General features: G+C 45.8%; 19 protein-coding genes. 16 read left to right on the forward strand and 3 right to left on the reverse strand.

The window, feature by feature from the left end; all coding sequences use genetic code 11:
- The first annotated feature begins 20 nt into the window (after positions 1–20).
- Entirely contained in the window at positions 21–1,049 is a 1,029-nt protein-coding gene (gene gap, locus ICE90_RS02560) for a type I glyceraldehyde-3-phosphate dehydrogenase (RefSeq protein WP_216154397.1), read from the forward strand.
- A gap of 146 nt (positions 1,050–1,195) precedes the next feature.
- Here the strand turns inward: gap and fur are convergent, their stop codons facing one another.
- Positions 1,196–1,648, reverse strand: a complete 453-nt coding sequence (gene fur / locus ICE90_RS02565; protein ID WP_072583439.1) for a ferric iron uptake transcriptional regulator — start codon at positions 1,646–1,648, stop codon at positions 1,196–1,198.
- A gap of 130 nt (positions 1,649–1,778) precedes the next feature.
- Between fur and ICE90_RS02570 the strand changes: the two genes are divergently transcribed.
- From ICE90_RS02570 to hemL, 10 genes are all read left to right on the forward strand, one after another.
- Complete coding sequence (locus ICE90_RS02570) at positions 1,779–2,414, forward strand: outer membrane protein assembly factor BamE (protein WP_370624633.1); 636 nt, start codon at positions 1,779–1,781, stop codon at positions 2,412–2,414.
- Positions 2,415–2,483: 69 nt separating this feature from the next.
- Positions 2,484–3,284, forward strand: a complete 801-nt coding sequence (gene dapB, locus ICE90_RS02575; RefSeq protein ID WP_216154485.1) for a 4-hydroxy-tetrahydrodipicolinate reductase — start codon at positions 2,484–2,486, stop codon at positions 3,282–3,284.
- Positions 3,285–3,326: 42 nt separating this feature from the next.
- Positions 3,327–5,999 carry a leucine--tRNA ligase gene (gene leuS, locus ICE90_RS02580; protein ID WP_216190750.1) on the forward strand — a complete coding sequence of 891 codons (2,673 nt, stop codon included), beginning with the start codon at positions 3,327–3,329 and terminating at the stop codon, positions 5,997–5,999.
- A 21-nt stretch (positions 6,000–6,020) separates the two neighbouring features.
- Complete coding sequence (gene lptE, locus ICE90_RS02585; protein ID WP_215321420.1) at positions 6,021–6,548, forward strand: LPS assembly lipoprotein LptE; 528 nt, start codon at positions 6,021–6,023, stop codon at positions 6,546–6,548.
- Positions 6,549–6,562: 14 nt separating this feature from the next.
- Positions 6,563–7,624: a DNA polymerase III subunit delta gene (holA, locus tag ICE90_RS02590; RefSeq protein WP_216190751.1), complete on the forward strand. Its 1,062-nt coding sequence runs from the start codon at positions 6,563–6,565 to the stop codon at positions 7,622–7,624.
- Between the two features lie 32 nt (positions 7,625–7,656).
- Positions 7,657–8,934 carry a glutamate-5-semialdehyde dehydrogenase gene (locus tag ICE90_RS02595; RefSeq protein ID WP_216190752.1) on the forward strand — a complete coding sequence of 426 codons (1,278 nt, stop codon included), beginning with the start codon at positions 7,657–7,659 and terminating at the stop codon, positions 8,932–8,934.
- 29 nt (positions 8,935–8,963) lie between these two features.
- Positions 8,964–9,389: a CopD family protein gene (locus ICE90_RS02600; protein ID WP_215321423.1), complete on the forward strand. Its 426-nt coding sequence runs from the start codon at positions 8,964–8,966 to the stop codon at positions 9,387–9,389.
- A gap of 69 nt (positions 9,390–9,458) precedes the next feature.
- Positions 9,459–10,895: a class I SAM-dependent RNA methyltransferase gene (locus tag ICE90_RS02605; protein WP_215321424.1), complete on the forward strand. Its 1,437-nt coding sequence runs from the start codon at positions 9,459–9,461 to the stop codon at positions 10,893–10,895.
- An 81-nt stretch (positions 10,896–10,976) separates the two neighbouring features.
- The gene (locus tag ICE90_RS02610) at positions 10,977–11,147 is read left to right on the forward strand and encodes a rubredoxin (protein ID WP_071464595.1); all 171 of its coding nucleotides are present in this window, start codon (positions 10,977–10,979) and stop codon (positions 11,145–11,147) included.
- Positions 11,148–11,160: 13 nt separating this feature from the next.
- Entirely contained in the window at positions 11,161–12,462 is a 1,302-nt protein-coding gene (hemL, locus tag ICE90_RS02615) for a glutamate-1-semialdehyde 2,1-aminomutase (protein ID WP_215322247.1), read from the forward strand.
- Positions 12,463–12,487: 25 nt separating this feature from the next.
- On the opposite strand, the gene ICE90_RS02620 is transcribed toward hemL, so the two are convergent.
- Positions 12,488–13,327 carry a symmetrical bis(5'-nucleosyl)-tetraphosphatase gene (locus ICE90_RS02620; RefSeq protein ID WP_215321425.1) on the reverse strand — a complete coding sequence of 280 codons (840 nt, stop codon included), beginning with the start codon at positions 13,325–13,327 and terminating at the stop codon, positions 12,488–12,490.
- A gap of 49 nt (positions 13,328–13,376) precedes the next feature.
- On the reverse strand, positions 13,377–14,849 hold the full coding sequence (locus ICE90_RS02625; RefSeq protein ID WP_216190753.1) for a deoxyribodipyrimidine photo-lyase: 1,473 nt from the start codon (positions 14,847–14,849) through the stop codon (positions 13,377–13,379).
- Positions 14,850–14,925: 76 nt separating this feature from the next.
- On the opposite strand from ICE90_RS02625, the gene ICE90_RS02630 reads away from it, so the two are divergent.
- The 5 genes from ICE90_RS02630 (at position 14,926) to ICE90_RS02650 (ending at position 18,311) form a co-directional block, all read left to right on the forward strand.
- On the forward strand, positions 14,926–15,735 hold the full coding sequence (locus tag ICE90_RS02630; RefSeq protein WP_216190754.1) for a YdcF family protein: 810 nt from the start codon (positions 14,926–14,928) through the stop codon (positions 15,733–15,735).
- Positions 15,736–15,801: 66 nt separating this feature from the next.
- Complete coding sequence (locus ICE90_RS02635; protein WP_216191315.1) at positions 15,802–16,401, forward strand: YqgE/AlgH family protein; 600 nt, start codon at positions 15,802–15,804, stop codon at positions 16,399–16,401.
- Positions 16,394–16,807 (forward strand): Holliday junction resolvase RuvX, encoded by a 414-nt coding sequence (ruvX, locus tag ICE90_RS02640; RefSeq protein ID WP_216154407.1) that lies wholly within the window; start codon positions 16,394–16,396, stop codon positions 16,805–16,807. Before ICE90_RS02635 ends, ruvX begins: the two co-directional genes overlap by 8 nt.
- Before the next feature lie 44 nt (positions 16,808–16,851).
- Positions 16,852–17,352 carry a bifunctional pyr operon transcriptional regulator/uracil phosphoribosyltransferase PyrR gene (gene pyrR / locus ICE90_RS02645; RefSeq protein WP_215321429.1) on the forward strand — a complete coding sequence of 167 codons (501 nt, stop codon included), beginning with the start codon at positions 16,852–16,854 and terminating at the stop codon, positions 17,350–17,352.
- Entirely contained in the window at positions 17,352–18,311 is a 960-nt protein-coding gene (locus ICE90_RS02650) for an aspartate carbamoyltransferase catalytic subunit (protein ID WP_216190755.1), read from the forward strand. The genes pyrR and ICE90_RS02650 overlap by 1 nt, the downstream gene beginning before the upstream one ends.
- Positions 18,312–18,317: the final 6 nt, after the last annotated feature.

The following is an 18,317-nucleotide window of genomic DNA, read 5'->3' on the forward strand; positions in this document are numbered from 1 at the left end:
ATATTAGTAAGGGGAAATAAATGACAATTCGTATCGCAATTAATGGTTATGGACGCATTGGTCGTATGGTATTGCGTGCTTTATATGAAGATCAAGTAAATGGTAAGCCACGTCGTGATATCAAGATCGTCGCAATTAATGCGATGGGTGATATTGCTATTAACGCCCATCTTACAAAGTATGACTCTGCTCATGGCCGTTTCCCAGCAGATGTATCCGTTGATGGCGATTGCATGGTGGTCAATGGCGATCGCATCAAAATGTTCTGCACACGTAATCCTGCAGAAACCCCATGGGGTGAGTTGGGCGTTGATTTAGTTTTGGAATGTACTGGTAAGTTCACTTCCAAAGAAAAAGCCATGATTCATATTGAGCAGGGTGCGAAGAAGGTGCTGATTTCTGCTCCTGGTGAAAAAGATGTAGACGCAACTATTGTCTACGGCGTAAATCAAAATGTATTGAAGCCAAGCGATGTTGTTGTCTCTAATGCTAGCTGCACAACCAACTGTTTAGCCCCATTGGTAAAGCCGCTCTTAGAAAAGATTGGTATCGAGTCTGGTTTGATGACTACGATTCATGCATTTACTAATGACCAAGTGTTAACAGATGTGTATCACAAGGATATGCGTCGTGCGCGTTCAGCCGTTACCAGCATGATCCCAACGAAGACGGGTGCTGCTAAGGCAGTTGGTTTGGTTTTGCCGGCATTGGCAGGTCGCTTTGATGGCTTCGCAATGCGTGTACCTGTCATTAATGTTTCTGTTGTTGACCTCACTTTTGCTGCTAGTCGCGCCACCAGCGTTGACGAAGTGAATGCCATTCTGAAGACTGCTAGCGAAAGTGAGCTCAAAGGCATTTTGGGCTTTAATACATTGCCCTTGGTATCCATCGACTTTAACCATGATCCACGCCCAAGTATTTATGACGCCTCCCAAACTCGCGTTTCTGCGGATGGCAAGCTGGTGAAGGTATTGGCTTGGTATGACAACGAATGGGGTTATTCAGTGCAGATGCTCAATGCCGCTGAAGCATTAATGGCTGTAAAGTAAGAAAAAATAGATAAGAGTAGCTAAGAGCGTCTAAAAGTTGTTAAAAAACGTTTAAATCCTATTTTTCGGCTTAATTGTGTAAAAAAGACCTCAAATTGAGGTCTTTTTTGCTTCTACAGTGCTAAAAACGGCTTACTTTGGCCGTCTTATTTAGCTTGTTTATTGCGGCAATTCTTCTTTAAGCAGTGGCCATACATGGCTAAAGAATGCTCTTGGAGCTTAAAACCAAGGTTTTTGGCAATATCACGTTGCCTTTTTTCAATAGCTTCGTCTACAAATTCCTCTACATGGCCACAATCAATACAAACCAGGTGGTCGTGGTGCTGACCCTCATTCAATTCATAGATTGCCCTGCTATCCCCTTTGCTAGATTCAAAATGACTGCGCAATAGAAGGCCAGCCCGCTCAAATTGGGTGAGTACCCGATAAACCGTTGCCAGACCGATCTCTTTGTCTTCTTTGGCTAAGGCCATAAAGACATCTTCGGCGCTAAAGTGGGTTCCCCCGTTTTGATGAAAAAAATCGAGGATTTTCATCCTTGGGCCGGTAGCTTTTAGGCCAATATCGCGTAAATCTTCAGGGCTAGGGTTTTGGGTCATATTTATGGCATTGGGAGCTAAAATCAATGTCTTAATGATACGGCCAGCCATGCAAAATTGCCTTGAACTTTTTATCCGTTTTTTGAACCCGTTTTTGAAGGGTGTTTATTCCCCCGCTCGATTGGGGCTAGTGTCTTTGGCTCTGCTGGGATTGATGGGGGTTGTTGGGTGCACTTCTGCTGTTGATGAAACTCAACGCGCATGGATGAATAAGGTTTTTAGACCCTATGTTCCTGATGTTGTGCAAGGTAACTTCGTCTCTAGTGAGCAGTATTCCAAATTGCAACTAGGGATGACACGCGAACAGGTGCGTCAAATTATGGGTACACCATTGTTAGCTAGTTACTTCCACGCAAATCGCTGGGATTATATTTTTGAATTTAAGCGCGCTGGACAGGTTATGGGCAAAGATCGTCATGTCACAGTGTTCTTTGATGGCGATAAAGTAGTGAAGTTTGATGGTGATGCTTTGCCAACAGAAGTTGAGATGGTTGCCGAGATCGATAACTACGCTAAAACCAAACGCTCGTTCTGGGAGGTCATCACAGGCACCAATAAGCCACCAGTCACGCCACCATTGCAGCAACCCGAACTCATGGTGCCAAGTAAAACGGATAATTTGGCAGCGGGTGCGGCCGTACCACCAGCTAGTACTAGCAGTTCATTCTGGGACTTTTTTAGTTTTTCTAAAAAGGATCCAAATGCTCAGCCTGAGCCATTGGGTCCTGGCGCTCTCAATGTTCCGCAGGCCAGTGAAGCCAAGTAAAAAATTACTTATGTGTTGATGCTGAAGTAAGTTGCTTCAGCAACTTTTAATCAGAAGCGAAGAAAAATGATGAAGATTGCAATTGCTGGGGCAACAGGCCGTATGGGCAAGATGTTGATTGAGACTGTCCTCAATACAGCTGATGCAGAGCTGGTGGGTGCGCTTGAGCATAATGCTTGCCCACAGCTGGGTGAAGACGCTGGCGCCTTCTTGGGCAAAAAGACGGGTGTAGTGATTTCTTCTGATGTTGCTCAGGTTTTGGCTCATGCACAATTCTTAATCGACTTCACTAGGCCAGAAGGCACTATGGCCCATTTGGCTGTTGCTGAAAAGACGGGTACCAAAATGATTATCGGTACAACAGGCCTAACTACCGATCAAATTGCTAGCTTGAAAAAAGCATCTGCAAAGCTGGCGATTGTTTTTGCTCCAAACATGAGCGTGGGTGTGAATGCCACTTTTAAGTTGCTGGAGATCGCGGCAAAGATGCTCAATCAAGGTTATGACATTGAGATTATTGAAGCGCATCACAAGCATAAGGTCGATGCCCCTTCTGGTACCGCACTCAAGATGGGTGAGGTGATTGCGAATGCTTTAGGTGAAAAGCTTGATGATGTTGCTGTGTATGCCCGCGAAGGTCATACCGGTGAACGTAAAGAAGGTTCAATTGGTTTTGCAACGATTCGTGGTGGCGATATTGTTGGCGACCATACTGTCTTATTTGCAGGTGATGGTGAACGTATTGAAATCAGTCATAAATCTTCAAGCCGTCAGTCCTATGCGCAAGGTTCATTGCGTGCGGGTCGTTTCTTGCAAAACCAAAGTGCCGGTTTATTCGATATGCAAGATGTTCTTGGCTTACGCAAGTAATTAGTCAATTAATTAAAAATAGAAGAAAAGAGTTGCCTAAGAATGAGTAAGGATTATGACTACCGCAGTATTGAGGCGGCAGCGCAAGCTGATTGGGAAAGTGCGCAAGTCTATCAAGTAGCAGAGAACGCAGTAGATGCGCAGGGTAAGCAGAAGCCAAAGTACTATGCCTGCTCAATGCTGCCTTATCCATCTGGCAAACTCCACATGGGGCACGTGCGCAACTACACCATTAACGATGTAATGGCCCGCCAGCTACGCATGCAAGGCTATAACGTTCTTATGCCTATGGGTTGGGATGCCTTTGGTATGCCTGCAGAAAATGCGGCGATTCAGAATAAAGTTCCTCCCGCTAAATGGACCTACGACAACATTGCTTATATGAAAAAGCAAATGGCTGCGATGGGTTTAGCGATTGATTGGTCACGTGAAGTGGCTACCTGTAGCCCTGACTACTATCGTTGGAACCAGTGGCTCTTTTTAAAGATGCTCGAAAAAGGTATCGCGTATCGCAAAACGCAAGTGGTGAATTGGGATCCAATTGATCAAACAGTTTTGGCGAACGAGCAGGTGATTGATGGTCGTGGTTGGCGCTCTGGCGCTTTAGTAGAGAAGCGCGAGATCCCTGGTTATTACTTCAATATCACAACGTATGCAGAACCATTACTTTCTGGTTTAGATGGCTTGGGCTGGCCAGAGCGCGTCAAGACTATGCAGCAAAACTGGATCGGCAAAAGTCGTGGCGTGCGTTTTGCTTTTAAGCATGACATTGCTGATGATCACGGTAACTTTATTCAAGACGGCCTCTTGTACGTGTTCACTACCCGTGCAGACACCATCATGGGTGTTACGTTCTGCGCGGTAGCGGCTGAGCATCCATTGGCTGCCAAGGCAGCCGCTAACAATCCCGAGCTCGCAGCATTTATTGAGAAATGCAAAACTGGTAGCGTGATCGAGGCTGATCTAGCTACTCAAGAAAAAGAAGGAATGTTCACCGGCCTGTATGTCACACATCCTTTGACGCACGAGCCAGTACCTGTCTGGGTTGGTAATTACGTATTAATGTCTTATGGCGATGGTGCAGTGATGGGTGTGCCGGCTCACGATGAGCGCGACTTTGCTTTTGCGCTGAAGTACGAGTTGCCAATTAAGCAAGTAATTGCGCTCAAAGCCGAGTCGCCAATGTTTAATGCCACCCATTGGGAAGATTGGTATGCCCAAAAAGAAGGTGTAGTTTGTTTTAACAGTGCTCAGTTTGATGGCTTATCCCATGAAGAGGCGGTGAGCGCTGTTGCGAAAGAATTTGAAAAGCTTGGCATTGGCGAAATCAAGACTACCTATCGATTGCGTGATTGGGGAATTTCTCGTCAGCGCTATTGGGGTACACCGATTCCGATTATTCATTGTGGCGATGAGAGTAATCCAGGTTGTGGCGCCGTACCTGTACCTGAGGCAGACCTACCGGTCGTGTTGCCGGAAGATTGCGTACCAGATGGTAGCGGTAATCCACTCAATAAGCGTGCTGACTTCTTGAATGTGAAGTGTCCGAAGTGTGGCAAACCTGCGCGCCGTGAAACTGACACCATGGATACCTTTGTGGATTCCTCTTGGTATTTCATGCGCTATACCGGACCTAATGCTAAGACTATGGTCGATGAGCGCAATGAATATTGGATGCCGATGGATCAGTACATTGGCGGCATTGAGCATGCGATTTTGCATTTACTCTATGCGCGTTTCTGGACTAAGGTCATGCGAGACCTTCATCTCATTACCTTTGATGAGCCATTCCAGAATTTACTCACCCAAGGCATGGTTCTTAATGAGACTTACTATTCTGAAGATGCTTCGGGTAAAAAGACTTGGCTTAATCCCTTGGATGTGGAATTAGATCTTGATGAGAAGGGTCGTCCGCAAGGCGCCAAGTTGATAGGTGACGCTTCAAATACGCCAGTCATCATTGGCGGTGTTGAGAAGATGTCTAAGAGCAAGAATAATGGTGTTGATCCCCAGGCTTTGATTGATCAACATGGTGCTGATACTGCGCGTCTATTTGTAATGTTTGCTGCTCCTCCTGAGCAACAGTTAGAGTGGTCTGGCGCTGGCGCGGATGGCGCCTCTCGTTTCTTGCGTCGGGTCTGGATGTATTCCAGCAGTCAAGCAGGCCCACTGTGTGATGCTTCTGATAGCTTGCCTAGCAACTTGAGTGATGCTGAAAAAGAACTACGTCGTGAAGTGCATACCATTTTGAAGCAAGCTAATTTTGATTATCAACGTCGTCAATACAACACGGTGGTTTCTGCGGCGATGAAGATGCTCAATATTCTTGAGCCTATCAAGTTGGAGCAGAATTCTGCCATTAGTGCGCCAGTCTTGCGAGAATGCTTAAGTATTTTATTGCGCGTTCTCTATCCAGTAGTTCCACACCTGACCCATGTGTTGTGGAAAGATCTTGCTTATACAAAGACTTACGGGCCTTTGCTTGATGCTCCATGGCCTTCGGTAGATGAAGCGGCATTGGTCCAGACTGAGCTGACTTTGATGCTTCAGATTAATGGCAAGTTGCGTGGCGATATTAAGGTGCCAGCAGATGCCAGCAAAGAACAGGTTGAGGCATTGGCTTTACAAAGTGAGCCCGCACAAAAGGCTTTGAATGGCAATTCACCGAAAAAAGTGATTGTGGTGCCCGGTCGTTTGGTCAATATTGTTGCCTAACCTTTTATAGAAACGAAAGCGATGAGCGTAAATCACCTGCGACGTGCAATGTTGGGTTTAATGGTCACAGCACCTCTGAGTGGCTTAATTGCTTGCGGATATCGCTTGCGAGGCATGGTGGATTTACCTTTTAAGGTGATTGCGATTACTGGTAACCCATCTCCACCACTGAGAGCAGACTTGCAGGCAGCGATCTTGACTGGCACCGATGCCAAGGTCGCGATTAATCCTAAAGATGCAGATCTCATCTTGGAAATCACCAACGATATTAATGGTCGTGAGATTTTGGCTTACAACTCCAATGGCCAAGTATCAGCTTATCGCCTCAATATTCGTGTTGGCTTCAGAGCCTTTGATTTAGCTGGAGCAGAAATTGTTCCTGAGGCGGAAATTTATATGACTCGCGATATGGACTTCACGGTTTCTACTGTTTTGGCTACCGATGTTCAAATTCAGCAATTCTTAACTCTGATGCGTAAAGATTTGGCTATCCAGATCTTGCGCCGTGTTGCAGCGGCTGCAAAAGCCCCGCAATCAAGAGCTTTCTAGAGGCAGATTAAGGCATGGTTAAAGTTGATGCCTTACAAGTGCACCTCAAGTCTTTGAGTTCTGGTGGTGCTATGTTGCCTCTGTATGTTTTTAGCGGCGATGAGCCGCTGTTGATGATGGAAGCGATGGATCAATTGCGATCTGCAGCCAAGAAACAAAATTTCACTGAACGCGAAGTCTTGTTACAAGAGCGTGGATTTGATTGGAGTGCTCTTCTAAGTGCTGGTCAGACCATGTCTTTGTTTGGTGACAAGCGTTGGGTCGAGTTGCGCATTCCGACGGGTAAGCCTGGGCGCGATGGAGCGGATGCTTTAAAGCAGTTCGCTGCGCAAATTGCCTCTCAGTCAACTGGTTCTGACGGCCCGGATACCGTTGTCTGTATTGTGTTGCCTCGCTTGGATGGTAAGACCAAGACTTCTGCGTGGTTCAGTGCTTTGGACGATTCCGGTATGGCTATTCAGATCGATTCTTTGGACCGCAGCCATTTGCCACAGTGGATCGCTGGACGACTCAAGCGCCAAGATCAAGAGGTAGAGGCAGGACCGGAAGGTCAGCGCGCACTTGAGTTTATTGCCGATCAGGTAGAGGGCAATTTGATTGCTGCCCATCAAGAAATTTTGAAGTTGGGTTTGTTATATCCCGTAGGAAAACTCAGCGAGGAGAAAATTCGCTCATCCATTCTGAAAGTGGCGCGCTACAACGTTTTTGAATTGACTGAAGCAATGCTGGCTGGAGATCTGGCTAGGCTCAATCGCATGCTAGATGGCCTTAAAGGTGAGGGTGAGCCGCTGGTATTGATTCTGTGGAGCGTAACTGAAGAGCTTCGGATACTATCTAAATTGAAGGCTGCAAGCGATGCGGGTGAATCAGTGCAGAACTTGATGCGTGCAAACCGGATTTGGGGAAATAAAGAGCGTTTATACCCAGTAGCATTGAGAAGGATTCAGCCCCTCAAGCTGCGAAGAGCAATGCAAGTAGCTGCAGGACTAGACCGCCAAGTAAAGGGTTTGCATGCTGCTGAATTGCCTGCCGATCCATGGGATGGTTTGCGTTTAGTTGGAAATTTGCTGCGTTAAGAAGTGCGAAACAATACATAAGAGATTAAGAAATGAGTTCATCCATTCAAGAAATGATGCAAGACATTGGAATGCGAGCCCGCGTCGCATCACGGGCAATGGCACGTGCATCAAGTGAGCAAAAGAACCAGGCTTTATTGCATATTGCTAAAGTGGTTCGTCAGCAAGCCACTGAAATTCAGAAGATTAATCAAGTGGATGTAGAGCGCGCAAAAGGCAATGGGCAAGATCCTGCTTTTATTGATCGCCTAACCATGACTCCTAAAACGATTGAAACCATGGCTTTAGGTTTAGAGCAAATTGTTTCTTTGGATGATCCGATTGGCAAAATTTCTGCTTTGCAAAAACAGGCTTCTGGTATTGAGTTGGGTCAGATGCGCGTACCCCTGGGTGTTATTGGCATCATTTATGAGTCTCGCCCAAACGTCACTATTGATGCTGCTGCCTTATGCTTAAAGTCTGGCAATGCCGTGATTTTACGGGGTGGTTCCGAAGCAATTGATTCAAATACTTTATTGGCTCAGATTATTCAAGAAGGTCTGGCTTCTGCTGGCTTGCCTAAAGATGCAGTGCAAGTGGTGACTACTACCGATCGTAGCGCAGTCGGCGAGATGATTACCATGACCCAATATATTGATGTGATCGTGCCTCGTGGCGGTAAGAGTTTGATTGCCCGTCTTATGGCTGAAGCGCGAGTACCGATGATTAAGCACTTGGATGGTATTTGTCATACCTATATTGATGCAGATGCTGATGTCGCTATGGCAGTTAAGGTCTGTGATAACGCTAAGACTCAACGCTACGCCCCTTGCAATGCAATGGAGACCTTGTTAGTCAATCAAGATATTGCACAGAAAGTCTTGCCAACGCTTTGCAAGATTTATCAAGCTAAAGGTGTGGAGTTGCGGGTTGATGGTTTGACACGCAAAACGCTTGAAGCAAATGGTTTTCAGAATCTGGTCGATGCCAAAGAAGAAGATTGGCAAACTGAGTACTTGGCTCCTATCTTGTCCATTAAGACAGTGGCTAATATCGATGAAGCCATGAATCATATTGAGCAATATGGCAGCAAACATACTGATGCCATTATTACTAATAACAAAGCCCAGGCCGATCGCTTCTTGCGTGAAGTGGATAGTGCTAGCGTGATGGTTAATGCCAGCACTCGCTTTGCAGATGGCTTTGAATATGGCTTAGGGGCTGAAATCGGTATCTCCAATGACAAGCTGCATGCCCGTGGCCCAGTTGGGTTAGATGGCTTGACCTCATTGAAGTATGTGGTTATGGGCCATGGCGAGATCCGGACCTAAAGTAAAAAGATAAACAGAGCAAAAAATATATGAGCAACGCCTACCTCTGGGTAAAAACCTTTCACATCGTCTTCATCACCTCTTGGTTCGCCGGTTTGTTTTACCTGCCTAGAATTTTTGTGAACTTGGCTGAAGAGAAAAACTCTGATGCTTGTGCCCGTTTATTGGGTATGGCAGATCGCCTCTTCCGCTTTATGACTATCTTGGCTGTGCCAGCCGTAATACTAGGTTTGACACTATGGCTTTACTTTGGCATTGGTGCTGGCGATATCTGGATGCATGCCAAATTGTTCTTTGTGATTTTAGTTATTGGGTATCACCATGCCTGTTTAAGTTTGCTCAAAAAGTTTCGTGCGGGAGTCAATAAACGATCTGGCGTTTGGTTTCGTTGGTTTAATGAAGTCCCAGTGATCTTGTTGGTCATTATTGTTGCATTGGTGTTGTTTAAGCCTTAAGACCAGCTTTTTAATACTACTCAATACCGTTTAATTTTTTAATCCCCCTACTTAAAGACTGTTAGCCCCATGAGATTTTTTGTTGTTTGTCCAGGCGGTTTGGAAGTGCCGCTTGCCCAGGAGCTAGCCGAGATTGCTGGACGCCCAGAATGTAAGGCATTAGGAGCATGGGTAATTGATCCTACGCCTACAAGTCCTACCGGTGGTGTTGGTCTTGCTGCTCCGATCTCTGCTGCAATGGCGCTGAACTTGCATTCTCGTATTGCGAGTCGGGTGTTATTGCAAATGGCTCAAGCACCTTATCGGCAAGAAGAGGACTTATATAAATTAGCGAGCGGCTTGGCGTGGGAGGAATGGTTTAGTTCAAAGCAAACTTTACGAGTGGATGTGACGGCACATCGCTCCCCATTAAAGAGTTTAAATTTTGCAACGCTCAAAATTAAAGATGCCATTGTTGATCGTTTACGTGACGTGACTGGCGATCGTCCTAGTATCGATACTGCTTTTCCGGACGTGCGAGTGCAGGCGCATTTGACAGCAACCCAAGTTACGATTTATTTGGATACTTCAGGCGAAGCATTGTTTAAGCGGGGCTGGCGCGACGAAAAGGGTGATGCACCCCTGAAGGAAAATTTAGCAGCCGGTATTTTGTCGATAACCTCTTGGAAACCAGGCCAAACCTTATTTGATCCTATGTGCGGTAGTGGCACCTTCTTGATTGAGGCTGCGCAGATTGCATTGGCTGTTCCTCCTGGCGCTATTCGTGCAGGCATGTATGGCGATGATGCCAAACCAAGTCGATTGGCTTACCGCCCTTTGGTGACATCTGCCCATGGCTTTGGGTTTCAAAGACTCAAGCCGTTTCATGAAGCTGCTGAGCAAAAGCGCTGGGTAGATTTGAAAGAGGCGGCGCTTGCTTTGATGCTGGAAAAGCGTAAGCAATATTCAAATGTCGATGCTCTGAAAATATCCGGTGGCGATATCAACGAGAAATTAGTATCAATGTTCAAAGGCAATTGGCAAAGAGCCCAATTACCCGATCAGCCGGTGGTACGTCAGGTGGATGCCTTGGCTGCCAAAGCACCTGGCAATCTGAGTGAGGGTGTGATGTTATTAAACCCTCCTTATGGCGAGCGTCTGGTCATTAAAGGTGGACGTGGTCAGGATCGCGCTTCTCCTGAAGATGCTAACTACGATGATGAACCTGATAATCGTTTTGAATTGAACTTAGAGACTGGCCGTCAAAGTGCTAAACGTTCAAGTCGTGAATCCTTGAAGAAGCTTCAAGCCCAGGAAGAGCAGGATCCAAAGTTTGTCGAGTTTTTGCGTCAATTTGGACAGCATCTCAAAGACGATTTTGGTGGCTGGAATATTTTTGTTTTGACTGCGGATATGGCTCTACCAGGTCAGCTACGCATCAAAGAATCCAAGCGCACCCCTTTATTTAACGGTCCTTTGGAGTGCCGTTTATTCAAGTTTGAGATGCATGCTAAGCGACCAGCTTAAAGCACTCAAAAACTTTAAAATAAAAGAGCAGGCTTAATGCAGCTAAATTCAAGCAGCAATTGATACTCGGAGAGTTAAGTAATGGAATTTAAAACGTATATGTGTTTGATCTGCGGTTGGGTCTATGACGAAGCCGCTGGACTGCCTGATGAAGGTATTGCACCAGGAACCCTCTGGAAAGATGTGCCGATGAATTGGACCTGTCCAGAGTGCGGTGCACGCAAAGAAGATTTTGAAATGATGGCAATTTAATTCGGAAGTAATGATGGTAAAAGTAGATCAAAACGAAGTTTTATTTGAGCGTGCACAAAAGACAATTCCTGGGGGTGTCAACTCTCCAGTGCGAGCATTTCGTCAAGTGGGCGGAACTCCCCGTTTTGTTACTAAAGCCCAGGGCCCTTATTTTTGGGATGCCAACGGTCAGCGCTATATCGACTTAATTATGTCTTGGGGTCCGATGATTGCTGGCCATGCTAATCCCGAAGTTGTTTCTGCAGTTCAGAAAGCCGCTGAGACCAGCTTTAGTTATGGCGCTCCGACTGAAGGCGAGATTGAATTAGCTGAGCGTATCTGCGCGCTTATGTCGAGCGTTGAACAAGTACGGATGGTTTCTAGCGGAACTGAAGCGACGATGAGTGCTTTGCGTCTGGCTCGCGGTTACACTGGCCGTGACTTAATTATTAAGTTTGAGGGTTGCTATCACGGCCATGCCGATAGTCTCTTAGTCAAAGCAGGCTCAGGCTTACTTACCTTTGCCGACTCTACCCAAAATGCGCCTTCTTCTGGTGGCGTTCCGCAGGATTTGGTGAAGCACACTTTAGTGCTGCCATATAACGATATTGCTGCGATTGAAGAAGTGTTCAAAAAACAAGGCGATCAAATTGCTGCCGTCATCATTGAGCCTATTGCTGGAAATATGAATCTGATTCAGCCTTCAAAAGAATTTTTATCGGCTATTCGAAGTTTGACGAGTAAGCATGGCAGCGTTTTAATCTATGACGAAGTGATGACTGGTTTTAGAGTCGCCTTAGGTGGCGCTCAGTCCTTGCAGGGCATAACCCCTGATCTAACTTGCCTTGGTAAGGTCATGGGCGGCGGCATGCCTATGGCGGCGTTTGGCGGCAAGAAAGAGATTATGAACAAGCTTGCCCCTTTGGGTAATGTTTATCAGGCGGGCACTTTATCTGGCAACCCAGTAGCAGTTGCTGCAGGCCTAAAAACTTTAGAGATTATTTCTCGCGAAGGTTTCTACGAATGCTTGACTGGCCAAACAGAAAAGTTGATGGCGGGCTTAAAACAAGCTGCAGATAAGGCCAATATTCCTTTTGCTGTGGACAGCGTTGGCGGTATGTTTGGCTTTTACTTTGCCGCTCAAGTGCCAACTACTTTTGAAGCGGTTACGAAAACCAATATTGAAGCGTTTAAGAAATTCTTTCATCTGATGTTAGATGAAGGTGTTTATCTAGCGCCTTCAGCTTATGAGGCTGGCTTCACATCCATTGCACATGACAATGCTGTGGTCGATGCCATCATTGCTGCTGCCGAGAAATCATTTAAAAAACTTTAAAAAAGTTTTTACTTCCAGGGAAAAATTACATTCGGAGTGGGTGGTCATAGCCACTCACCTGAATAATTTCTAGATTTTTGGAGTCTTTATTGGAACTTGAAATCTCCAGAGCAGTGAGTTTCCCACCCCACACGCAGCCGGTATCGAGTCCAATCACATTGTCTTGACGCAATAAGCCCAATGTAGACCAGTGGCCAAAATAGGTGAGGACATCTCGAGTCTTCCTGCCTGGGACTTTGAACCAGGGGATATAGCCTTTAGGGCCTTGCTCTAGGCCTTCCTTGCTCTCAAATTCCATTTTTCCAGTTGGTGTGCAGAAACGCATTCTGGTTAGAGTATTGGTAATCACACGTAGGCGTTCATAACCTTTCAGAGATTTATTCCATTGGTTTGGTGTATTGCCATACATATTAGCTAGAAAATCTATATACGATTTGCTACGTAAAGTTTTTTCAACTTCTTGAGCACATTCAATCGTTTGCTGTAAGTCCCATTGCGGCAAGACTCCTGCATGAACTGTTAGTACTTTGCCATTGCTCAATGCCATAGGTCGATTACGAATCCAATGAATGAGTTCTCTGCGATCGGGCGCCAACAATATGGGTTCTATGGTATCTAGCCCTTTCGATTTGCGAAGTCCTGCATCGATTGCTAGGAGGTGTAGGTCATGATTGCCAAGGATGCATTCAGCGCGACCTGATTCCTGTAAGGCTTTTAGTTGGCGCAATGCCCCAAGTGAGTCTGGACCACGATTAACGAGATCCCCTAAAAAAATCAGCTTGGATTTTTTAGGGAGTTTCTTGACTAAGGCTTTCAGAGAGGGCGCGCAGCCCTGCACATCGCCTATGGCGTAGATCTTGCTCATACCTTATCTTAAATCGGAACTGTGAATAGAGCTCTAATAAATCTGTGTATTAGGTGACTTTTTTGACTACGCTGTAACGCACTAAGGTATTTTTGCGCGCTTCATCATGATCTACTACCGGAAGTGGGTAGTCGCGTCCAATCACTACCCCAGCGGCTTCTAACTCAATATGGCCGGCCTTCCACGGGGCATGGATGGACTTTTTAGAGAGCTTTTCCAGTTGCGGTAGGTAGCGTTTAATGAATTTACCTTCCGGATCAAACTTCTCAGATTGGGTAATAGGGTTAAAGATGCGGAAGTAGGGTTGGGCATCGCACCCAGATGAGGAGGCCCACTGCCATCCGCCGTTATTAGAGGAAAGCTCAAAGTCATTGAGATGTTCTGCAAAGTAGGCTTCGCCCCAGCGCCAATCTATTCCCAAATCTTTAGTCAGAAAGCTTGCCACCACCATGCGTAAGCGGTTATGCATGTAGCCGCTTTGATTCAGTTGATGCATAGCCGCATCAACTAATGGATAGCCTGTTTTACCTTCGCACCAAGCGGCAAATAATTTTTTAGCTTTAGCGCCAGATTCCCAAGCGATGTTGTCGTAGTCTGGTTTAAAAGATGCGCCTATGGCTAAACGAGGATGATTAGCCAGAATCATGAAATAAAAATCACGCCAAATCAATTCACTTAACCAGATGGTTGCACCCATGCTGCCGGCTAGCATACGTCGATGAGCCTCACGCACCAAGCCTCTGATGGAGAGCATGCCAAAACGTAAGTGGGTTGAAAGATAACTCACCCCTTTTATTGCAGGAAAGTCTCTACCAATTTGGTATTGATCAATGCGTGGCAAGAAGTCTTCTAAGAAAGCTTGCCCACCCTCTGAGCCAGGTGATAGATAGCTTTCAATGCCGGTTGGGCAAAATCCCATCGACTCTAGAGAGGGCAGTTTTTGATCTAATTTTTTTGGTAAGACTCCCAATTGCTTGGGCTTTGGATTGCACTCATAGGCAGCAAGATCTTTTTCTTGGAGAGTCTTGAGCCAGTTATTTTTATAAGGTGTAAAGATTGAAAAGACAGTGTTTGAGTTTGTAAGAATTTCTTTCTTCTCAAAAATAACTTGATCTTTAAAGCTCTCAAAATGAATTCCCAACTTTTCTAGGGACGCTTTTACAGTTTCATCCCTCTCAATTGCTGAAGGTTCGTAGTCATGGTTTGTGAAGACGGTTTCGACACCTAGCTCTTTGGCAATTGCAGGAATACATTCAGCGGGTTTTCCGAAGCGAACGATGAGTCCACTACCTTGCTTACGCAGCTCATCATCCATTTGCTTTATGCCCTGCCAGATGAAATCCACGCGGCGGTCATGCTTTAGTCCGTTGGCATCTAAATCACCCTTCAATAAGGGCTTGAGAATGTCCGTATCAAAGATAAAGGTGAGCCAAACCTGGCCACTATCTTTCAGGGCGTGGTGAAGCGCGGCATTGTCATAGAGGCGGAGGTCACGGCGGAGCCAAACGAGAGCTTTTTGCATAGCCCCTATATTAGGGCTTATTTACGGTAAATGCAGGCGGCTAGGCGGGGCTGACAGGTTAAGATCCTAAGGAATGATGGATACGATCTTTTTTATTCTCTCGAAGGTAGTGCAATTTTGCATTGAGCCACTCAATTGGGTGCCTATTTTCGTTTTGCTGGCCCTTCTCTTTTTATCCTTGCGAAAGCCGCACCTCTGTAAGAGATTCTTAGTGCTAGCTTTGGTAGATCTTGCTCTAGTGGGTTGGCTTCCTGCGTCTGAAGTGTTTCTTAGAGCACTTGAGAATGCCGTGTCCAAAACTGAGATTACAAAATTATCCAATAACGAAGTGGGGGGCATCATTATTCTGGGTGGCGCCATTGAGGATGGAGAAATAATTGGAGATCGCGGCGAGGTTTCTCTACGCTCATCTGCCGAGAGAGTGACTAAAGCATTCGAGTTAATACGCAAAAACCCCAATGTGCCATTCATCTTCAGCGGTTATTCAGGGCGCATAACACCTAAGGGGATTACAGAGGCGGATGCATTTAAGCGGTTGATTCAAGAGCAGGGCTTAAGCGAGCAGAACGCGCATTACGAAAATCAATCTCGAAATACCTATGAAAATGTGTTTCATATGAAGCCCATAATTGAGGAGTTTGGCTTAAAAACGGAATCGGGGGAGCCCAAGCCATGGCTTCTCATTACCTCCGCCAGCCATATGTACCGCTCTACCAAGATTTTTCAAAAACAGGGTTTAGAAGTGCTTCCAATGTTAGTCGATTATCAAACGGCCAATAGCCTTCAGTGGACGATGTTTGACTTGGTGGATGGAGCTCACAACTGGAACATCCTAGTTCATGAAATAGTTGGTCTTTTTGCTTACTGGATTACCGGAAAAATCTAGATATTCTGTAAAATAAGCCATATGACTTCTGCTAAAAAAGCACCCCCTGCTTCAGAACGAGCTTCTATGTCAGAGTCATCAATTTTCTTTTCTGCAGACCATCTCGCCAATCAGTTTTTAATTGCTATGCCGGGCATGGTGGACCCTAATTTTGCTGGATCTCTTATTTATCTGTTTGAGCATACCGAAAGAGGTGCAATGGGCTTGGTTGTTAATCGACCTACTGAGGTTGATTTAGAAACTCTTTTTGACAAGATTGAGTTGAAATTGGAAATTGCCCCATTATTAAAGCAACCAGTATATTTTGGCGGTCCAGTTCAGATAGAGCGGGGCTTTGTCTTGCATGAGTCTGATTCACTAAGTCCATATAGCTCTTCCTTAATTATTCCCGGCGGCTTGACGATGACTACTTCAAAGGATGTTCTTGAGGCAGTTGCTGCAGGTAAAGGACCGCAACATTTTTTGATGACCTTGGGTTATGCCGGATGGGGTGCTGGTCAGCTTGAAGAAGAAATTACGCTTAATGGTTGGATGAATGTCCCGCTGGCACGTGAGCAGATGATTGAGATCATCTTTAATACCCCTTCGAGTCAGCGTTACGAGAAGGCAGTGAGTCACCTAGGGTTTGATTTGTCTCATTTGTCTGGTGAGGCTGGGCATGCCTAAGGCATTGACCATACTGTCTTTTGATTATGGAACTCGCAGAGTGGGTGTGGCAGTTGGAAACTCGATATCCAAGTCGGGACAAGCTTTAAAGACGATTGCAGCGCCAACTAGCGATGCTCTTTTTCAAGCGATTGAGTCTCTATTAAAGGAGTGGCAGCCAGACCAATTGGTGGTTGGAAAGCCAATGCATCCAGATGGCACGCCCCATGAGATGACATCTAAAGCAACCCGCTTTGGCAATCAGCTACATGGACGCTTTCATTTGCCGGTTGTTTGGGTCGATGAGCGTTATACGTCAGCCGTTTTAGAGGGGGATCCAGAGATGTACGACAATCTAGATGCCCACTCTGCCGTTTTGATCTTAGAGCAGTATTTTGCAGAGCAAAGCACGAAGTCTTTAAATTAAAAATAGTTACAAAAATGGAATTGATATAAGCACCGGACCCAAGAATGAACGCTGAACAGTTATACGGAAAATTACTAGAGAACTTGCGTAAGAGAGCGCAAGAGGGTGCCTTTGAACTTGCGGGTCTCGCTATGGGAGGCGCTTGGATTACTGAGCGTTTGGCTCACGATTTAGGGCTTCCACACTTTGGTGTAATTAATGTGGCCTTTCATCGGGATGATTATGCCGAGAAGGGTATGACTGCTTTGCGTACTGCTAGTACTATGACCACCCATTTACCGTTTGATGTAAACGGCGCCAATGTGATTTTGATTGACGATGTTTTGTTAACGGGTAGAACTGTCCGCGCGGCTTTAAATGAGTTATTTGATTTCGGCCGACCCGCTCAAGTGGAGTTGATGGTTCTGGCTGATCGAGGGAATCGCGAACTTCCAGTAGCTGCCAACTTTGTTGGTGAACAGATAGAAGTTCCGGAGAATCAACTTCTGGTTTTAGAGAAAGATACCGCTGGTAAGTTCAGCTTTCAGTTAGAGGAGCGTGAATAATGAGTCAGCTAGTCAATCAATTTAATTCCGCTGGCGAGTTAACGCATCTTCTAACGCTTGAAGGTTTACCTAAAGAGCAGATTCTCCATATTTTGGATGCTGCCCAACAGTTTGTAAGCGTGACTGATCCTGCGCGCGAGGTGAAAAAAGTCCCACTACTTAGAGGGAAGAGCGTATTCAACCTGTTTTTTGAAAACTCCACTCGCACTAGAACTACTTTTGAGATTGCTGCAAAACGTTTATCTGCAGATGTGATTAATTTAGATATTTCTACATCCTCCACTGCTAAGGGCGAGAGTCTTCTCGATACGATTGATAATTTAGTAGCAATGCAGGCGGATATTTTTGTTGTGCGACATGGTGTTTCTAAAGCCCCTATTGAAATTGCAAACCACGTACCAGCGCATGTACACGTTGTGAATGCTGGCGATGGTAGCCATCAGCATCCAACTCAAGGTTTGTTGGATATGTACACCATGCGGCACTTCAAACAAAACTTCAAGGGCCTAAAGGTAGCGATTGTGGGCGATATTGTGCACAGCCGTGTAGCCAAATCCAATATTCATGCGTTGACCACATTAGGTTGTGAAGACATCCGTGTCATTGGTCCAGAAAGCTTGCTCCCAAGTGATTTAGATATGCTCGGCGTTAAAGTCTTCCACAATATGGAAGAAGGCTTAAAAGATGTTGATGTAGTGATGACATTGCGCATCCAAAAAGAGCGCATGGAAGCTGGGCAGGTGCCTGAGGGCGATGCTTTCTTTAAGCAATATGGTTTAACACCGACTCGTTTAGCCTTAGCTAAGCCAGATGCTATCGTCATGCACCCAGGTCCCATGAATCGGGGCGTAGAGATTGACTCAGTGGTAGCTGATGGTCCTCAATCAGTCATTCTGAATCAAGTCACCTTTGGTATTGCTGTGCGCATGGCTGTGATGTCTATAGTTGCTGGCAACTAAGATCAT

Source organism: Polynucleobacter sp. AP-RePozz3-80-G7 (assembly GCF_018882145.1).
In the GTDB taxonomy this organism is placed as follows: Bacteria; Pseudomonadota; Gammaproteobacteria; order Burkholderiales; family Burkholderiaceae; genus Polynucleobacter.

Bases quoted from the DNA above. Each gene is read 5' to 3' on its own strand.
- ICE90_RS02605 (WP_215321424.1), top strand. From the start codon at position 9,459: ATGAGATTTTTTGTTGTTTGTCCAGGCGGTTTGGAAGTGCCGCTTGCC.
- ICE90_RS02630 (WP_216190754.1), top strand. From the start codon at position 14,926: ATGGATACGATCTTTTTTATTCTCTCGAAGGTAGTGCAATTTTGCATT.
- leuS (WP_216190750.1), top strand. From the start codon at position 3,327: ATGAGTAAGGATTATGACTACCGCAGTATTGAGGCGGCAGCGCAAGCT.
- ICE90_RS02620 (WP_215321425.1), bottom strand. From the start codon at position 13,327: ATGAGCAAGATCTACGCCATAGGCGATGTGCAGGGCTGCGCGCCCTCT.
- ICE90_RS02625 (WP_216190753.1), bottom strand. From the start codon at position 14,849: ATGCAAAAAGCTCTCGTTTGGCTCCGCCGTGACCTCCGCCTCTATGAC.
- lptE (WP_215321420.1), top strand. From the start codon at position 6,021: ATGAGCGTAAATCACCTGCGACGTGCAATGTTGGGTTTAATGGTCACA.
- ICE90_RS02610 (WP_071464595.1), top strand. From the start codon at position 10,977: ATGGAATTTAAAACGTATATGTGTTTGATCTGCGGTTGGGTCTATGAC.
- dapB (WP_216154485.1), top strand. From the start codon at position 2,484: ATGAAGATTGCAATTGCTGGGGCAACAGGCCGTATGGGCAAGATGTTG.
- ICE90_RS02635 (WP_216191315.1), top strand. From the start codon at position 15,802: ATGTCAGAGTCATCAATTTTCTTTTCTGCAGACCATCTCGCCAATCAG.
- hemL (WP_215322247.1), top strand. From the start codon at position 11,161: ATGGTAAAAGTAGATCAAAACGAAGTTTTATTTGAGCGTGCACAAAAG.
- ICE90_RS02600 (WP_215321423.1), top strand. From the start codon at position 8,964: ATGAGCAACGCCTACCTCTGGGTAAAAACCTTTCACATCGTCTTCATC.
- ICE90_RS02650 (WP_216190755.1), top strand. From the start codon at position 17,352: ATGAGTCAGCTAGTCAATCAATTTAATTCCGCTGGCGAGTTAACGCAT.
- pyrR (WP_215321429.1), top strand. From the start codon at position 16,852: ATGAACGCTGAACAGTTATACGGAAAATTACTAGAGAACTTGCGTAAG.
- fur (WP_072583439.1), bottom strand. From the start codon at position 1,648: ATGACCCAAAACCCTAGCCCTGAAGATTTACGCGATATTGGCCTAAAA.
- ICE90_RS02595 (WP_216190752.1), top strand. From the start codon at position 7,657: ATGAGTTCATCCATTCAAGAAATGATGCAAGACATTGGAATGCGAGCC.
- gap (WP_216154397.1), top strand. From the start codon at position 21: ATGACAATTCGTATCGCAATTAATGGTTATGGACGCATTGGTCGTATG.
- holA (WP_216190751.1), top strand. From the start codon at position 6,563: ATGGTTAAAGTTGATGCCTTACAAGTGCACCTCAAGTCTTTGAGTTCT.
- ruvX (WP_216154407.1), top strand. From the start codon at position 16,394: ATGCCTAAGGCATTGACCATACTGTCTTTTGATTATGGAACTCGCAGA.